General features: G+C 30.2%; 18 protein-coding genes and 1 tRNA gene. 16 read left to right on the forward strand and 3 right to left on the reverse strand.

The window, feature by feature from the left end; genetic code table 11:
• Positions 1-17 precede the first annotated feature (17 nt).
• Positions 18-1082, reverse strand: coding sequence for a tRNA 2-thiouridine(34) synthase MnmA (gene mnmA / locus bvRMA01_RS03460; RefSeq protein ID WP_247032199.1), 1065 nt, complete (start codon positions 1080-1082; stop codon positions 18-20).
• A gap of 97 nt (positions 1083-1179) precedes the next feature.
• Between mnmA and bvRMA01_RS03465 the strand changes: the two genes are divergently transcribed.
• Genes bvRMA01_RS03465 through mvk form a run of 6 tightly spaced genes read left to right on the forward strand, consistent with a single transcriptional unit; the run spans position 1180 to position 7457 of the window.
• Positions 1180-2403, forward strand: a complete 1224-nt coding sequence (locus bvRMA01_RS03465; protein ID WP_247032200.1) for a hydroxymethylglutaryl-CoA synthase — start codon at positions 1180-1182, stop codon at positions 2401-2403.
• Positions 2387-3451, forward strand: coding sequence for a type 2 isopentenyl-diphosphate Delta-isomerase (fni, locus tag bvRMA01_RS03470; RefSeq protein WP_247032418.1), 1065 nt, complete (start codon positions 2387-2389; stop codon positions 3449-3451). The genes bvRMA01_RS03465 and fni overlap by 17 nt, the downstream gene beginning before the upstream one ends.
• Entirely contained in the window at positions 3441-4691 is a 1251-nt protein-coding gene (locus tag bvRMA01_RS03475) for a hydroxymethylglutaryl-CoA reductase, degradative (protein WP_247032201.1), read from the forward strand. The genes fni and bvRMA01_RS03475 overlap by 11 nt, the downstream gene beginning before the upstream one ends.
• Position 4692: 1 nt before the next feature.
• Complete coding sequence (gene mvaD, locus bvRMA01_RS03480; RefSeq protein WP_247032202.1) at positions 4693-5631, forward strand: diphosphomevalonate decarboxylase; 939 nt, start codon at positions 4693-4695, stop codon at positions 5629-5631.
• Positions 5622-6563 (forward strand): phosphomevalonate kinase, encoded by a 942-nt coding sequence (locus bvRMA01_RS03485; RefSeq protein ID WP_247032204.1) that lies wholly within the window; start codon positions 5622-5624, stop codon positions 6561-6563. The genes mvaD and bvRMA01_RS03485 overlap by 10 nt, the downstream gene beginning before the upstream one ends.
• Positions 6564-7457: a mevalonate kinase gene (mvk, locus tag bvRMA01_RS03490; RefSeq protein WP_247032205.1), complete on the forward strand. Its 894-nt coding sequence runs from the start codon at positions 6564-6566 to the stop codon at positions 7455-7457.
• Positions 7458-7578: 121 nt separating this feature from the next.
• On the opposite strand, the gene bvRMA01_RS03495 is transcribed toward mvk, so the two are convergent.
• Positions 7579-7652: transfer RNA gene (locus bvRMA01_RS03495), tRNA-Val, on the reverse strand.
• A gap of 52 nt (positions 7653-7704) precedes the next feature.
• A complete protein-coding gene (locus bvRMA01_RS03500; protein ID WP_247032206.1) occupies positions 7705-8148 on the reverse strand; it encodes a CAP domain-containing protein in 444 nt (147 codons plus the stop codon).
• Between the two features lie 69 nt (positions 8149-8217).
• On the opposite strand from bvRMA01_RS03500, the gene bvRMA01_RS03505 reads away from it, so the two are divergent.
• The 10 genes from bvRMA01_RS03505 (at position 8218) to bvRMA01_RS03550 (ending at position 16687) form a co-directional block, all read left to right on the forward strand.
• Entirely contained in the window at positions 8218-8742 is a 525-nt protein-coding gene (locus bvRMA01_RS03505; protein WP_247032207.1) for a Dps family protein, read from the forward strand.
• Positions 8743-8866: 124 nt separating this feature from the next.
• Entirely contained in the window at positions 8867-10876 is a 2010-nt protein-coding gene (fusA, locus tag bvRMA01_RS03510) for an elongation factor G (protein ID WP_247032419.1), read from the forward strand.
• 318 nt (positions 10877-11194) lie between these two features.
• Complete coding sequence (badR, locus tag bvRMA01_RS03515) at positions 11195-12403, forward strand: host adaptation transcriptional regulator BadR (RefSeq protein WP_247032208.1); 1209 nt, start codon at positions 11195-11197, stop codon at positions 12401-12403.
• 60 nt (positions 12404-12463) lie between these two features.
• Positions 12464-13813 (forward strand): signal recognition particle protein, encoded by a 1350-nt coding sequence (gene ffh / locus bvRMA01_RS03520; RefSeq protein WP_247032209.1) that lies wholly within the window; start codon positions 12464-12466, stop codon positions 13811-13813.
• Entirely contained in the window at positions 13810-14061 is a 252-nt protein-coding gene (rpsP, locus tag bvRMA01_RS03525) for a 30S ribosomal protein S16 (RefSeq protein ID WP_247032210.1), read from the forward strand. The genes ffh and rpsP overlap by 4 nt, the downstream gene beginning before the upstream one ends.
• A 9-nt stretch (positions 14062-14070) precedes the next feature.
• Entirely contained in the window at positions 14071-14319 is a 249-nt protein-coding gene (locus tag bvRMA01_RS03530) for a KH domain-containing protein (protein ID WP_011772630.1), read from the forward strand.
• A gap of 3 nt (positions 14320-14322) precedes the next feature.
• Complete coding sequence (rimM, locus tag bvRMA01_RS03535; protein WP_247032212.1) at positions 14323-14823, forward strand: ribosome maturation factor RimM; 501 nt, start codon at positions 14323-14325, stop codon at positions 14821-14823.
• Entirely contained in the window at positions 14820-15539 is a 720-nt protein-coding gene (gene trmD, locus bvRMA01_RS03540) for a tRNA (guanosine(37)-N1)-methyltransferase TrmD (RefSeq protein ID WP_247032214.1), read from the forward strand. The genes rimM and trmD overlap by 4 nt, the downstream gene beginning before the upstream one ends.
• Complete coding sequence (gene rplS / locus bvRMA01_RS03545) at positions 15517-15879, forward strand: 50S ribosomal protein L19 (protein ID WP_041178521.1); 363 nt, start codon at positions 15517-15519, stop codon at positions 15877-15879. Before trmD ends, rplS begins: the two co-directional genes overlap by 23 nt.
• Positions 15857-16687, forward strand: coding sequence for a hypothetical protein (locus bvRMA01_RS03550; protein WP_247032216.1), 831 nt, complete (start codon positions 15857-15859; stop codon positions 16685-16687). The genes rplS and bvRMA01_RS03550 overlap by 23 nt, the downstream gene beginning before the upstream one ends.
• Positions 16688-16690 lie beyond the last annotated feature (3 nt).

A 16690-nucleotide genomic window follows, 5' to 3' on the forward strand; every position in this document is an offset into this window, starting at 1 on the left:
TTTAAAAATATATAATATTATGTTAGTGTTTTAAGGATTTTAGCTCCGCCTAAGCATTCATCTTCTTGATAAAATATGCAAAATTGTCCCGGTGAAATTCCGTAATCTTTTTCCTCTAGATCAACTTTTATAATATCATTTTTTAACATTTCTATTTTGCATTTTATTTTTTTTTCTCCATGTCTTATTTTGGCACTTAAGTCACCATTGTTTAATGGCTTGTTTATCCAGTTTGTTTTGTGAACTAAAAATTGTTGCTTTCCTTGTTTCAGGTAATTTATACTGTTTGAGATATAAATGATGTTATTTTGAATATTCTTTTCTGTGACAAACCATGGGCCATGACTGAGTTTGATACCTTTTCTTTGTCCAATTGTAAAAAACCAATATCCATTATGTGTTCCAAGTATTTTGCCTGTTTCTTGTTCGATGATATTACCTTTAAGTTCTCCTAAATGATATTTTATAAATTCATCATATTTGATTTTGCCAAGAAAACAGATTCCTTGACTGTCTTTTCTGTTTTTATTGGGCAAATCTATTTTTTGTGCTATTTGTCTTATTTCAGTTTTTAATAGGTCTCCTAATGGAAAATGCAGTTTTGATATTTGTTTTCTAGAGAGATGAGACAGAAAATAGCTTTGATCTTTTATTTTATCTTTGGCTTGTTTAAGTATGTAGTGATCATTTTTGTTTTCTATTTTGGCGTAGTGTCCTGTGACAATTAAATCATAATGTTCGTTTATCTTGTCAAAGAATGCCCCAAATTTTATTCTTTGATTACAAAATATATCTGGACTTGGGGTATTACCAATTTTTAATTCTTCGATAGCATAAGTTACTACTCTCTTGTAATACTCATCTTGTAAGCTGATGATTTCATATGGTACATTAAATTTTTTACACACAGCCTCTACATAATTAATATCTTCTTTCCAAGGGCACTCTCCTATATAGGAAAGTTCGTCTTCAAGCCAAATTTTTAGATAATAACACTTTATATTTTTATATCCTTTTTGTATCATTATATAAAGAGCCACAGAGCTGTCTACTCCACCAGATAGAAGTACTGCTATTTGCATAATTTGCTTCTCCTTTCATCATAGCATATTGAACTTTGATGTTTTTATGATCTATAGTATATTACTTGGTAATTATTTTTTTAATCGGGGGAAATTGATGAAAGTAGGTATTAGTGATATTAGAGTTTTTTTGCCTTTAAATTGTTTAAACTTACATGTTCTTTTAGACAATTCTTTATATAATTCTGATGAAAAATTTTTTAAGAAATTTAATAGAGCAATTGATGCAACCCTTCAGAAAGCATTTAGATTTACAAGTCCTAATGAAGACAGTGTTACAATGGCTAGCTCTGCTGTTAAGCTAATTTTTGATAATAATAATCTTGAGTTAGATAAAATGAGAGTATTTTTAGGTGGAACTGAGACGGGTGTAGATTATTCAAAGTCAATTTCATCTTATGTCTATGGAGCTTTGAAGTTAGCTGGTATTAATTTATCAAATAATTTCTTAACTTTTCAGGCCCAACATGCATGTGCAGGTTCTGCACTTTCTTTGCACAGTGCTGCAAGTATTTTAAGTCATTCAGAGAAATTTGAATATGGAATAGTATTTTCTAGTGATATCGCACATTATAGTAATCTTACTACAGCAGAGATTACTCAAGGGGCTGGAGCAACAGCAGTTCTTATTGAGCAAAATCCAAAAGTTGTATCTATTAATTTGTCTGAGTTTGGGGTTTATACTGATGATGTTGATGATTTTTTTAGACCATTTGGAAGTCTTGAGGCTAAGGTAAAAGGGCGTTATTCTATTGACTGCTATAATAAGGCAAATGAAGAGGCTTTAGCAAATTTTGCATATAAAAAAAATATGAGTATTAAGGATTTATTTTCTAAATATAGGTTTATTTTACATGTACCTTTTGCACAAATGCCTATAGACTCAATGCATTATGTTTTAAAAAAATATTATAGTGAAGATGAATCTGAGCAAAATGCTTATTTAGAATCAATAGACTTTTATGATTCTGTTGAAGCTTCTAAGGAAGTGGGAAATTTATATACAGGATCAATATTTTTATCTTTAATGTCTTATTTGAAGCGAGTATTTGCAAAAAAGGATATTAGTGGTGAGAAGATACTTTTTTGTTCTTATGGGTCTGGTAATATTATGGTTATTTATGAGCTTACAGTTGAAGAGAATGCTCATTGTGTTGTTAAGACCTGGGATATTGATAAAATGCTTTCAGTACGACATGATGCAAATTTTGATGAGTATAGAGATTTTTTTGAAAATAGGATTGTTCCAGGTGAATCTCAAGGGTTTTATTTAAAGGAAATTAGAGAGGATGGATACCGGGTTTATGGGTATCGAGCCTAATATATTAAATAATAAAAAACGACAAATTGAAATTTGTTTAAATAAAGAGGATGTTAGTAAAAGTGATAATCTTTTAAATTTTGTTAATTTAAAGCATGATGCACTTAGTGAGCTTGATTTTTGTGAGATAGATACGAGAGAGAGTATATTTGGCTATGATATTGCCATGCCCATTTTTATCTCATCAATGACAGGAGGCGTCAAAGAGGGTAATAAGCTGAATAAGTCTCTTGTTAAGATTGCAAATGATTTAAGAATTCCAATGAGTCTGGGATCCTTTAAGCTTATATTTAAATATCCTGAATATATTAAAGATTTTTACTTAAGGAAGTATGCTCATAATATTCCTTTATTTTCAAATATTGGTGCTACTCAGTTAAGAGAATTTGGGATTTTTGAAATAATTGAAATGAATAAGAGACTTGAGGTTGATGCCATAATTGTACATTTGAATTCAGGTCAAGAATTAATGAATTTAAGAGGCGAGAGAAGTTTTAGAGGAATTAAAGACTCAATTGCGAGGCTTTGCTCTGTATCAAATATTCCAGTTATTGTTAAAGAAACGGGCTTTGGAATTTCTCCCGATTCTGTTATCAGCTTGCTAGATCTTGGGGTTTCTTATGTTGATCTTGCTGGTAGTGGTGGAACTAACTGGGTTTTGGTTGAAGGAATTAAAGAGGAAAATTTGGATATTGCGTCTTGTTTTGCTAACTGGGGCATATCGTCGGTTTTGACATTACTTAGTATTAAAGATTTTTTTAAAGATAAAGTTTTTGCATCGGGAGGATATGAGACTGGAATGGATATTGCCAAAGGTATTGCGCTTGGGGCTAAGTTGGTAGGCATCGCAGCAGCCATTCTCAGGGCTTTTTATGCGGGGGGTGAGAATGCTTTATATAACCTTTTAAAAGGTTATGAATATGTTTTAAAGATGTCTATGCTTTTAAGTAATAGTAAGGATTTGGCACAGTTTAGGTTAAATAAATATTTTTTAAGTCATCCGTTGCCGTTTAATGTTAAGAGCTTTAAAGATTTTTATGAGACTTAGTGAGAATTTTAGAAGTAAAAGTATTTTAGAGAAAAAACGAGAGATAAAGAGTCTTTTGAAATTGAATCTTTGTGATTTTTTTTATGATTCTGCTGATGAAGATTTTCTTTGTCACATGATAGAGAATTATGTTGGTTATTTATCCTTACCCATTGGTATTGTGAAGAATTTAAAGGTAAATGGCAAGTATTATACTGTACCTATTGCTACGGAAGAACCTTCAGTTATTGCCGCATTAAATTTTTCATCTAAGATTCTTGAGCATGCTAATTTAAGTTATTCTGTGGGTGAGGTGTTAGGCATTGCTCAAGTTTATATAAAGACAGATAAAGACTTAAGTGATATGTGTCTTGGTCTTTTTAAAAAGATTGATCTTTGGTCTAAGCCTCTTTTGCATAATATGGAGCGTAGAGGTGGCGGATTTAGAAAACTTTCAACTAAGTTTATTAAGGAAATTGGTATTCAAAAATTAAATATCTATGTAGATGTTTGTGATGCTATGGGTTCAAATTTGCTAAATTCAGTAGCTGAGAGAGTGGCTCATCATATTACTTTAGAGTTTGGGTATGAGTGTGTTTTAAAAATTTTAAGTAATGATTCGAATGATTTTGCTATAAAAGCTAATTTTAAATTAAATGTTAATGATTTGCTTAAAGATAGTGAAGAATCTTTGGTTTTGGCTCAAAATATTTCACTTATTTCTAAGATAGGATTTTTTGAAGAGGAACGTGCTGTTACTAATAACAAAGGTATTATGAATGGCATAACAGGTTTATGTGTTGCTACACTTAATGATACAAGGGCTCTTGAGGCATGCATACATAAATTTGCTTCAAGAAGTGGTATATATTTACCTCTTAGTAAATTTTATATTTCTGATGAAAATTTGATTGGAGAGATTGAATTGCCTTTACAGGTTGGTATTAAAGGGGGGTCGGCTGGTTCTCATGAAGCGGCTATATTGAGCTTTAAGATTATGGGGATTGATTGCAAAAAAGAGTTTATGGGTGTTCTCTCTTGTGTTGGCTTGGCAAGTAATTTTGCGGCTTTAAGATCACTTGCTTTTGATGGAATTCAGAGAGGACATATGAAGCTGCATGTTAATAAAATTTTATATCTTCTTGAAAGAGATTATAATATTTCTAGTGATGAAAGAGGAAAAATATTATTTAAAATGAGTGAGAGTGGAATTTATTCCCTTGATTTTGCTCTTAAAATTTTAGGAGATTTGAGAGCGTAGTGTGAAGATTAGATGTAAGGTAAATCCTAGTCTGGCATTAATTAAGTATTGGGGGAAGAGAGATAAATTTTTAAATATTCCAGCTACTTCAAGCATTGCTGTAAGTGTTGATAAATTTTATTCAATTAGTGAACTTGAATTGTCATTTAAGGATGAAATAATTTTAAATTCAAGGGCTGTTGTATTGAGTGATAGAGAAATAAATTTTTTTAACCATGCAAGAAAAATCTTAAATAAGCCAAATGTTAGGTTTAGGGTAATTAGTGAAAATAATTTTCCAACATCAGCAGGACTTGCAAGTTCAAGCTCTGGTTTTGCATCTATTGCTGCTTGTATTTTAAGATATTTTAATCAATATTCACATCAAAAAGCTTCACAGCTTGCAAGAATAGGTTCAGCATCAGCATCAAGAGCTATTTATGGTGGATTTACCTTATTAAAGGAAGGTGCAAAGAGTTCATTTCAGCTGGATAGTTTTAATTGTTTTAGTGATTTGTGCATAATATTTGCTATAGTTGATGGCAGAAAAAAAGAGATTTCTTCAAGGGTTGCCATGGAGATTTGCAAGCAAGATAAATTTTATTGGGATGCTTGGATTGAGTCAAGTCGGAATATCTTTAAAGAAGCTTTATATTTTTTTTTAAAAGGAGATTTTAATGGATTTGGTCTTAAAATTGTAAAGAGTTATCAGTGTATGTTTGCTTTAATGTTATCATCTTCCATTATTTATTTTAAAAGTAATACTATAGAGTTAATCAAGTATATTGCCGATCTTAGAAGTAAAGGTGTTCTTGTTTTTGAAACGATGGATGCTGGGCCGCAGGTTAAGGTGTTGTGTTTAAAAAAAGATTTGGAATTAATTTTGACTAAACTTACTAGCAATTTTAGAGATGTTAATTTTGTTGTTTCAAAAATTGGAAGTGGTTTAGAATGGATATAATTAGTTTTTCAGTGCCTGGTAATTTACTTTTAATGGGTGAATATTTTATTTTGGAAGAAGATGGTTTTGGACTTGCAGTTGCAATAAAAGAAAGGGCTTATTTTTCTTTTAAACGAAGTGATACTTGGCGTTTTTTTGCTAAAAAAACCAAAATTGATGATTTTACTTTAATAGAAAATAATGATGATTTTGTTTTTAGGATGTTTAGGTATTTAAAACAGAAATATTTTGTTAATTTAGAAGATTTTTCCTTTGATGTTTATATTGATACAAGTAATTTTTTTTTAAATAGTGGTGTAAAAAAAGGATTTGGTTCGAGTGCTGTTGTTGCTGTTGGGATTGTATGTGGAATTTTTTTGATTTTGAATAATGATAATTGTTTTGTTAAAGATAAAATTTTTATGTATTGTCTAGAAGCTTATAGGTATGCTCAAGGAGGTATGGGTAGTGGATATGATATTGCTACTAGTCTTTTTGGTGGAGTTGTTAAGTTTAAGGGCGGGGATCTTCCTACGTATGATCGTTTAGAGAATATATGTTTTAATAATTTTTATTTAATGCGAGGTCCTAGTCCAGTTAAGACTACTAGCTCGATTATTAGATATTATGAATATAAGGATTCTTTAATGAGTTTTATAAAAGATGTTAATATTGTGATGAAAAAAATTATTCTTAATATTAGCAATTCGTCTGATTGTTTATTGTCTAGTTTGAAATTGGCAAAAAATATAGGATTAGACATTGGGGAAAAGATAGGCATTTCTGCTAATTTGCCTTTAAATCTTGCTTATCTTGAAAATGAATGTACTTTAATTAAGGCTTTGGGTGCTGGAAATGAAACTTTTTTAGTCTATGAGCCAAATTTTGAAGTTTTTGAACAATTTAATATTGAACCAATAGATCTAGATTTAGATGGTGTTAAATTTCAGTAAATGTTTGTAATAAAAAAGCCTTCTAAAATACTATTTTTAGGAGAACATGGTGCTGTATATGGTTTTCCAGTGATTGGTACTACGATACCCCTTTATATGTACTTGGTTTATATATTTTCTGATTCTTGGAAATATTTGGGAGTTCCTTCTTTAAAAATAGACGAAGTAATACATTTTATTAATAAGAGGTTTAATAAAGTTCGACCCGTTGAATTTTTAATATTTTCCCAGATTCCAGTTGGATTGGGATTTGGTTCCTCTGCAAGTCTTAGTTTATGTTTTGCTGAATATATTGTAAGTCATGATGAATATCGTACTTACGATAAAATTTTGTTGGCAAGGGAAATTGAAAATATTTTTCATGGAAGATCTTCTGGGATGGATGTTTTGCTTGTTGAGTTAGATGGAACTTTTTATTTAGAGAGAAAAAATGGGTCTTTCAGTTATCGAAGAATAGCATTTTGTAATTTTTATTTTTTGATTGGAGCAGTCAGAAGGGAATGTACAACAAATAAAATCGTATCAGATTTGAATTACAGAATTTCTCTTGATAATAGTCAATTTGAAATTATTGAAAAACTTGGTTGTATTGTTAAGAATTCTTATATTGCTTTTAATAAACGCGATATTCTTTTATTGGCGAATAATATGAATGTTGCGAATAATTATTTAAATTCTTTGGGTTTATCTTCATGTACACTTGATTATGTAATAGAAAAAGGTAGACAATTTAAGGCTCTTTCTGGCAAATTGAGTGGTGCTGGTAGGGGTGGGGCTTTTATTTTGTTTTTCCAGGATGAAAATGATGCTAGCTTGTGCTTGGAAAAATTAAGTAAAGATTTAGATAAAAATAATATCAACTTGATTTTTCCACTTAGAATATTCAAGTGTTAAATATATTAAAGACATACACAAAAAGTGTTTTGAGAAGCTAATAAATTATATCTTATGTAGTGTTTTTTTAGTAACTTTATAGCAAACAGCATGCTTTAAGTCCTCTTGAATAAAATAATTTTGGGTTCAGAGGGATTCGAACCCCCGACATCCTGCTTGTAAGGCAGGCGCTCTGACCATCTGAGCTATGAACCCTTTTGATACTGAAAAACATTATATAAAATAAATTTGATTTATGTCAATTTGTTCAGAATTTTTCTCCGAGAAGAACTACAAATATGTTTTTTTTATCTTTTGTTTGTAGTACATATCCTCCCATTTTACTTGTGTCTTTATTTAAAAGAGCTTCTTTGTGTTTTTTGCTTTTAAGCCAGGCGCCAGTTACATCTTGGACATCCATCCCTGCTGCTAAAATTTCTCTTATCCTACAAAAGTATTTATCATATTTTTTGACTCTTTGCATGGGAGTTGTGCCAAAGAGTGTATGAGTTAATACTTTATTTTCATTAAGATTTATTGCATATTCTTTTGCCACTATCTCAAGAGTTTTATCTATTTCTAGCTTTTCTAAGTGTAGATCATTTCTTAATTGGTGAATTGATGAATAAAGAAATTCTAAGTCTTCATTTATACCTAAGAGTATAAATTGACTTGTAAAAATTAAAATAATAGAAATAAATTTCTTTTGCATAATAAGCCTACTTATACTAAAATAATGTTATTATAACATATATTTAATTATTTTAAGTAGGAGAATGATATGGCAAATCATTTAAATTATTTGAAGACGGATGATTTAGATAAAATAAATTTAAAACTTCAAGAATTGTTAGCAGGACTTCATGTTTTTTATGCTAATTTGAGAGGTATTCATTGGAACATAAAAGATGTTAATTTTTTTGTAATTCATAAAAAAACCGAAAAACTTTATGATTATGTTGCAGAGGTTATCGATATTCTAGCTGAGCGAGCTAGAGCGCTTGGATATGATTCTGAGTTTAGATGTTCTGAATTCATTAAAAAATCATTTATTAATGAAATTAGTTTAGATGTTACTTCAAGTCTTGAACCTTCAATTAGCAGTATTGTTTGTAATCTTAATGACATTCTTAAAAATATGTCTAAGACAAGGTGTTTTGTTGATAGCACATCTGATTATGGGACGGCTAATATTTTAGATGATATTATTGTTTCTTTTGAAAAGTATTTATGGATGTACAGATCTTTGTTAAGTGATTGTGAGTGTCCATGTCATAAGAAAGGGTGTTGTAGTGAAAAACATTGATCTTGTGATATGATATAAAAATACTTTTTAATATTTATTTTATATGTCTTAATTAAATATAATTGTGATTTAATTGAAGAAAGCTATAGTAGGATCTATAGCTTTTATGGTGTTTGAGGGCGTTATGGAAATTAGAAATATTGGGATTATGGCACATATTGATGCTGGCAAAACTACTACTACAGAAAGAATTATATATTATACTGGTAGAACTCATAAGATAGGAGATGTTGATTCTGGCAATACTATTACTGATTGGATGTCACAAGAACAAGATAGGGGTATTACAATTAGCTCTGCTGCTATTACTTGCTATTGGAAGAATCATCAGATAAATATTATTGATACTCCTGGGCATGTGGATTTTACAGCTGAGGTTGAAAGATCTCTTCGTGTTCTTGATGGAGGGATTGTTGTTTTTAGTGCTGTCGATGGAATTCAGGCACAAACCGAAACGGTTTGGAAACAGGCATCAAAGTATAGTATTCCAAGACTTGCTTACGTTAACAAGATGGATCGTGTAGGAGCGAATTTTTTTAAAGTAGTTGAAGACATAAAAAATAAATTTGGTATAGTTCCGATAGTTTTACAAATTCCAATTGGGAGTGAGAATAACTTTGAAGGAGTCATAGATATTATTCGCAATAAAGAATTGCATTTTGAACTTAGGGATGGCAAACCTATTGTGCTTGAGAGTGTAGTTCGTGAAGAATTTATTGAAAATGTTAAAATTTTTAGGGAAAATTTAATAGATTCTATTAGTAATTTTAGTGATAAAATTACTAAACTTTTTCTTGAAAATTCTGTTATTGATGATTCTATCATAATTGAAGAGATTAGAAGATGTACTATTAGTGGTTTTATTATTCCTGTTTTGATGGGAACTAGTCTTAAAAATATTGGTATAGAGCCTTTAATAGATGCAGTTGTGGATTATCTCCCAAGCCCTTTTGAAAAAAAAATCAGTGCTTATTCTTTAAAAACGGATAGGAGTGTATCCATTGATCCTAAAAATGAAAAAAAGTTATCTGCACTTGTGTTTAAGGTTCAATATTTTAGTACAATTGCAGCGCATCTTTATTTTATTAGGGTATATTCAGGAGTACTGAATTCGTCTAAAAGGATTGTTAATATTGCTAAAAATAAACGTGAAAAATTTACAAGGATTTTTCGGGTTTTTTCAAATAAAAATGAGCAAATTGATGAAGTCAAAGCAGGAGATATTGGGGCAGTTATTGGACTTAAATATTCTATAACGGGAGATACTCTTGTTGAGGAAAATAATGAGGTTGTGCTTGAGCCTTTAGTATTTCCAGAGCCAGTTGTCTTAATATCTATTGAGCCAGAGAAAGCATCCGATGATGTTAGGCTTAAAGAAGTTCTTGAAATTATTGTTAAAGAAGACCCTACTTTTAGTTATAAAGAAAGTAAAGAAACGGGACAATTATTGGTGTCTGGAATGGGTGAATTGCATCTTGAGATTATTATTATGAGAATTAGAGATGATTTTAAGCTTAATGTTTATACAGGTAAACCTCAAGTAAGCTATAGGGAGAGTTTAAGTTCGACAGTTAATGATGTATTTGAGTTTGTTAATATGTTTGCAGGTAAGGAACTGAATTTAAAAATTGGGATGATTGTTAGTCCTTTGGTGAGAGGTGAAGGAAATAAAATAGAATTTGAGTGCGATGTTGAGCCTTTGTTTAAGGCTGCGATATTAAGGGGTATAACTTCTTCCTTTTCAAGTGGCATTATTGGATATCCGATTATTGATGCGGGAATTAAGATTACTTCATTGGATTATGATAAGTCCAAGGTTAATGAATCTGTCATTGAATCAATAGCGGGTCTTGCTTTTAATGAATTTTTTAAAAGGGCAAATCCTATTAAGCTTGAGCCAGTAATGCTGTTAGAAATTAGAACTCCTATTGAGTATACTGGAGAGGTTATTTCTACATTGAATTTTATTGGTGGAATGATTCATTCTATTAGTAATATTGAGAACTATGAGATAATCAAAGCCGAAGCGGCTTTTGAAAAACTTTTTGGGTATACGTCTATTTTAAGAAGTGCTACTAAAGGTAGAGGGGTTTTTACCATGGAGTTTTCATACTTTAAAGAAAAATGTGAGTGATCATTTTTTTTAATTAATATTTATAAATCAATTTATGCATAAGTTTATTTCTTTAAATTATAAGGTACATGTTTGTTTGATATTTTATTTTCTCTATTCTTTTAAAGTTTTAGCAGTTATGTCTTTTGGTTATGAGCTTTAAAATTTGTATTTTAATATTTTGTTGGATTATTTCAATTATTAATAAATATAATATATTTTTTGTTATTAAAAAAGATTTTTTTGTCTTGTAAGTGCTACTAGAATATTAGGGTGATTTTTTGATATTATGTCTTATTATTAATATTTTTTTATTTTAAAAATAAAGGAGGTTGTGTTATGCAGGGTGAGAACATGGTTTCAATTAGAGGTGGTAATAGAAAAAAGATACTCCTTAGTTTAAAGAATATGCAATACTCAAGGACAGATTTGGCACGTAAATTATCATTGACAAATGCGGCTGTGACGATTCTTACTAATCATATGATCAAGGAGAATATTTTAGTTGAAGTTGGTTCAAAGGAATCAGGCATTAAAAAGCATGGACGAAAAGAAATACTTCTTGATATCAATAAAGATTTTGCATATTCGATGGGAGTAATTATTTCAAGTAATTATTTTCAAATAGGAATTGCAAACCTTAAATGTGAGGTTTTAATAAGTGAGACTTATTCTTTTGAACCACCAGTTAGCGCTTATGAGATCTTGGAAAAAATTAAAGATCATATGATTGAGATTATCTGGAAACATAATTTTTCAAGGGATAAATTTATTGGGTTGGGATTTAGTATTACTGGTATAATTAAGGATAAGGAATCTGGAATTGTTAATGATAGTCATAGTGCATGGATTGAGAAAGATGTTCCTGTTAAGGCTATATTAGAAGAGTATTTTTCACTTACAGTGTATCTTGAGAGTTATGTTAAAAATCTTTCTCTTGCTGAGTTTATGGGTAAGAATGTAGATAACATCATGTTTTTCGATTATACAGATACCGCTGAGCTTTCTATTTGGTCTGGTGGTAATGTTTATGCTGGATTTAATAATAAATCTGGTATGGTTAGTCATATGGTAATTGATTATGGAGGAGAGAAAAATTGTCCTACATGTGGAAATAAGGGGTGTGTTAATATGTTGATATCTAATTTTGCACTTCAGCGTTTGATTTCAAAAGAGTTTATGAATGGAGAGATTCCTGAGCTTTATGACAAGTATGAGAGTAGGCTTAAAAAAGTTACGATATATGACATTTTTGCTCTTCATGATAAATATGAGTTTATACATAGAATAATGGAAGATACGGTAAAATACTTGGCAATAGTTATTATTAATATTCAAAGGGTTCTTGATTTTAATTATTTAGTGCTTTATGGACAAAGTTTTAAACTTAAGAGTTTTTTTGATTTGTTAAAAAAAGAAATAAAAAGGTTGAATAAAGAGAGCATAATATTAAAGCTTAGTTCTCTAGATACTGAAGTATCTGTTGTTGGACCTGCTTCTAGTGTTATATTCAATAAATTCTATTTGACCGGGGGAGATATTGATTAATATTTCCTTTTTTTGTATTGTATATTTTGTAGGATTTTTTACAAATGAAGGTGATTTTTAGTGTTTGAAAATTTAGGTACGGGTTTTAGAGATTTTGTAAAGTATATCTCTGGAAAATCTGTGATAAATGAGAAAAATATTGAAGCAGCCATTGACACTATTAAGAATGCCTTAATTGAAGCCGATGTTAATTTAAGAGTTGTAAGACGTTTTATAAATTCTGTAGTCGAAGAGGCAAAGGGGATTAAAGTTTTAAGAAATATTGATCCTAAGTCTCAGTTTATTAAGATAGTTAATGATAAACTTATAAATTTTCTGGGCGATAAGCATTCTGAGCTTGTTTTAAGTCCCGTTAACAAATTAACATGCATTCTTATGCTTGGCCTTCAGGGTTCTGGGAAAACTACAACATGTGCAAAACTTGCGATGCGACTTAAATCAGAGAATCGGAAAGTTCTTCTTGTAGCTGCAGATACTTTTAGAGCGGCAGCGGTTAATCAGTTAAAGATTTTGGGTATGCAAGTTGGTGTTTCTGTGTTTTCTCTTGAGGGTGAGAGTGATCCTATTAAAGTTGTAAAAAAATCCATTGAATATGCTAAAACAGAGCTTTTTGATACTGTAATAATAGATACTAGAGGGCGTCTTGAAGTTGAAGATTTATTATTAAGAGAGATAATAGAGATAAGGAAGATTGTGGCCCCTACGGAGACAATATTAGTTGCAGATGCAATGACGGGTCAGAGTGCTGTAAATATTGCTAAGGAATTTAATGATAGTGTTGGTATTACGGGTGTAATTTTTACAAAATTTGATTCTGATGCTAGAGGTGGTGCTATATTATCACTTAAGACTATTTGTGGAGCACCTATTAAATTTGTTGGAGTTGGAGAAAAACCTGAGGACCTTGATGTTTTTTATCCAGATAGAGTTGCTTCACGAATTCTTGGTATGGGAGATGTTGTTAGTCTTGTTGAAAAGGCTCAAAGTGTTATAGATAAAGAAGAGGCCTTAAGACTTGAGGAAAAATTTAAGAAAGCCAATTTTAATTTTGAGGATTATTTAAATCAGTTTAAATATATGCGTAATATGGGTGGAATTTCTAGTTTGATGGGGATGCTTCCGGGTGTTTCATTAGAAATATTAAATCGTGGTGTTGATGAAAGAGAACTTAAAAGAGAAGAGGCAATTATTCTGTCTATGACTAAAAAAGAGAGGTTAAATCCTGTCATTTTAAATAGTCCTTCAAGAAAGAAAAGAATAGCTTTGGGAAGTGGAACAACGGTTTTTGAGGTAAACAAGTTTATGAAAAAATTTAGTCAGACCGTTTTGATGATGAAAAAAATGAAAAATAAGAGTTTTCAAAATAAGATAGCATCTCTTTTTGGAGATAAAGGAGGAATGATAAATTGAGTGTTAGGATAAGATTAAAGAGGATGGGGGCAAAAAAGAGGCCTTATTATCGAATTGTAGTCATGGATTCTGCTTCGCCTAGAGATGGACGAGCCATTGAAGAGCTTGGGCATTATCATCCTGTTGAAAAGCAAAATCAAGTCAAAATTAATGAGAATAAGTTTAGAGATTGGATAGGCAAAGGAGCTATTCCAAGTGATACTGTTAAAAAAATTTTGAATAAAAATAATTTTAAAGTTGAGAGTTAGGAGGACTTAATGAAAGAGTACGGTAATGAAATTGAGCTTATAGAATTTGTAGTCAAATCTCTTGTAGATAAGAGAGATGAGGTTAAGTTAAATGTGGTTGAAGGTGAGAAATCAACTATTTTAGAATTAAGGGTTTCTGCAAATGATGTTGGAAAAATAATTGGAAGGAGAGGACGCATTGCAAGGGCTATTAGGACACTTCTTAGTGCTTGTGCTGCAAAAACAAATAGGAGAGTTCAACTAGAAATTTTGGACTAATTTATGTTTGTAAAAGGCATAATATTGTCATCTTATGGAATTAATGGATATGCTAAAGTTAAGAGCATATCCAATGGTTTTGATGATTTTTTTGATTTAAAGGGTAATAAATTAGTTTTAAGAAAGGAATGTTGCTCTTCAATTGAAGTAAAAGTTGAAGACGTATCTTTAATGAATCATTCGTTGTTATTGAAATTTGAAGAATTTAATACCCCTGAGCTTATCAAGGATTTAATCGGTTTCGAGTTATGGGTAAATGATGAATTTGCATCTAAATTGGAAGAGGGTGAGTATTACTTTGGCGAGCTTATTGGTTATAAGCTTGTTAATAATGGAAAAGAATTGGGAGTTGTTGTATCTTTTTTTGAGTGTGTTGCGTCAATTCTTCTTGAAGTTAAAGTTGGAAGTAAATTATTTTTTGTTCCCTTTTTAAATATTTATCTTGGAGGTATTGATCGAGAATTGAAAACTATTGAGCTTAAGGTATTAGATCTCTTAAAATGAAAATTACTATTCTCTCTTTATTTCCTTCAATCATTACTCCATTTTTTGAAAATTCAATAATGAAAAAAGTTATAAGTAAAGGCATCATCAGTTGTGAAGTCATATCTATTCGTAATTTTTCTGATGATAAACATAAAAGATGCGATGATATTCCTTATGGTGGGGGTGCGGGTATGGTTTTAAGCGCCCAGCCTATCTCTGCTGCTCTTGATTATGTAAATGCGAGATCAAAAACCACAATATTTGTGAGTCCATCTGGGTTGAAATATAATCAAAAATTGGCTTATGACTTGTCAAAGAAGGATGAACTTGTTATAATTTGTGGAAGATATGAAGGGCTTGATCAGCGTATAATTGATTTATATGTTGATTTTGAAATTTCAGTTGGAGATTATGTGTTATCTTCAGGTGAAGTTGCTGCTCTTGTCATAATAGATAGTGTATATAGATTGTTAGAGGGTGTAATAAATCCGAATTCCTTGCTTGAGGAATCTTTCAGTTGTGAGTGTGGCTTGCTTGAGTATCCTCACTATACTAGACCTTATGAATTTAAGGGATTAGAAGTTCCTAATGTGCTTCTTTCAGGTCATCACGAGGAAATAAGAAAATGGCGATTTATGAAGTCTATTGAAAAAACAAAGAAAAATAGATATGATTTGTACCTTAAATATTTGGAAATGAGAGGAGAAAATGATGGATTTAATAAGAAAAATTGAAGCTAAAGGAAAGAGAACAGAAAGTTTTGATTTTAGGGTAGGAGATACTATACGTGTTAGTTATAAAATAATTGAAGGCACTAATGAGAGAATTCAAAATTTTGAGGGTCTTGTTATATCTATTCAAAATAAAGGTATTGGACAAACTTTTTTAGTTAGAAAAATTTCTTCAGGTATTGGAGTTGAGAAAATTTTTCCTATGCATTCACCTATTATAGAAAAGGTTCAAGTGTTAAAGCGAGGGAAGGTAAGGCGGGCAAAACTTTACTATATGAGAGATAGAATTGGTAAAGCCGCTATGAAGGTGAAAGAGCGTCTTGATATTAAGAAGCTTAAATAATACTCAAGTATCTAAAATTACTTTAAACAAAAAGTTTCCTTTAAATGGGAGATTGGAAGTTATTAAGTCCCTTGGTGTTAATAGGTGGTTTGTATCTTTTTTAGGCAATTATTTTGAAGTAAAGAGTAATTTGCCATTAAAAGTTGGTTTTAAGTATTTTGCTAAGATAGTTAATACTTCAGGTAATTTTTTGATTCATGTTAATTATGCATCTATGTTTAGAGATTTAGATTTATTTGAAACTGATGATAAGTTTGTATTTAAACGAAGAGGTAATTCTTTAGATCAAAACACTAAGAAATTGTTTAGGAATATTTTTGCTAATGTAAAAGATGAGTTTGTTTTAAAGTTTCTTTTAACTTTGTATGATCAAATTATAACAGAACAGGATTTTATGCAAATTTATAATTATTTTGGTAGTAAGTTAGAAATAAGAGAACAGGATAATAAACTGCCAATTTTTATTGAAAACGATAATAATTTTATTATTTCAATTCCCTTTAAATTTATGGAAGGAAGTGGTTTGTTATTTTTATTTTCTTATAAAGATTTAGAAATGGTTTATAAGTGGAGTTTCGTTTATTTTTTTAATGAACAAGAAAAAATTATTTGTGAGATTCATCTTTTTGGAGCTAATTCTAAATTAAGAATATATGCAAATTTTGATTTAAATAATATTGTTAGGGAGCTGAAAAGATCTCTTTTTCGTTATAATATAACTGATATAAAAATATTAGATTCAATTCAAGAATTTGAAGATTTTGATTGTGAAGTAATAGTAGCTAAGAGTATTGATTATAAGATATGAGAT

The organism is Borrelia venezuelensis, from assembly GCF_023035835.1.
Lineage (GTDB): Bacteria > Spirochaetota > Spirochaetia > Borreliales > Borreliaceae > Borrelia > Borrelia turicatae.

What these genes read in the sequence shown, in the direction of transcription:
- mnmA (WP_247032199.1), bottom strand. Translation starts at nt 1,082, where the DNA reads ATGCAAATAGCAGTACTTCTATCTGGTGGAGTAGACAGCTCTGTGGCT.
- bvRMA01_RS03465 (WP_247032200.1), top strand. Translation starts at nt 1,180, where the DNA reads ATGAAAGTAGGTATTAGTGATATTAGAGTTTTTTTGCCTTTAAATTGT.
- fni (WP_247032418.1), top strand. Translation starts at nt 2,387, where the DNA reads ATGGGTATCGAGCCTAATATATTAAATAATAAAAAACGACAAATTGAA.
- bvRMA01_RS03475 (WP_247032201.1), top strand. Translation starts at nt 3,441, where the DNA reads ATGAGACTTAGTGAGAATTTTAGAAGTAAAAGTATTTTAGAGAAAAAA.
- bvRMA01_RS03485 (WP_247032204.1), top strand. Translation starts at nt 5,622, where the DNA reads ATGGATATAATTAGTTTTTCAGTGCCTGGTAATTTACTTTTAATGGGT.
- mvk (WP_247032205.1), top strand. Translation starts at nt 6,564, where the DNA reads ATGTTTGTAATAAAAAAGCCTTCTAAAATACTATTTTTAGGAGAACAT.
- bvRMA01_RS03500 (WP_247032206.1), bottom strand. Translation starts at nt 8,148, where the DNA reads ATGCAAAAGAAATTTATTTCTATTATTTTAATTTTTACAAGTCAATTT.
- bvRMA01_RS03505 (WP_247032207.1), top strand. Translation starts at nt 8,218, where the DNA reads ATGGCAAATCATTTAAATTATTTGAAGACGGATGATTTAGATAAAATA.
- fusA (WP_247032419.1), top strand. Translation starts at nt 8,867, where the DNA reads ATGGAAATTAGAAATATTGGGATTATGGCACATATTGATGCTGGCAAA.
- badR (WP_247032208.1), top strand. Translation starts at nt 11,195, where the DNA reads ATGCAGGGTGAGAACATGGTTTCAATTAGAGGTGGTAATAGAAAAAAG.
- bvRMA01_RS03530 (WP_011772630.1), top strand. Translation starts at nt 14,071, where the DNA reads ATGAAAGAGTACGGTAATGAAATTGAGCTTATAGAATTTGTAGTCAAA.
- rimM (WP_247032212.1), top strand. Translation starts at nt 14,323, where the DNA reads ATGTTTGTAAAAGGCATAATATTGTCATCTTATGGAATTAATGGATAT.
- trmD (WP_247032214.1), top strand. Translation starts at nt 14,820, where the DNA reads ATGAAAATTACTATTCTCTCTTTATTTCCTTCAATCATTACTCCATTT.
- rplS (WP_041178521.1), top strand. Translation starts at nt 15,517, where the DNA reads ATGGATTTAATAAGAAAAATTGAAGCTAAAGGAAAGAGAACAGAAAGT.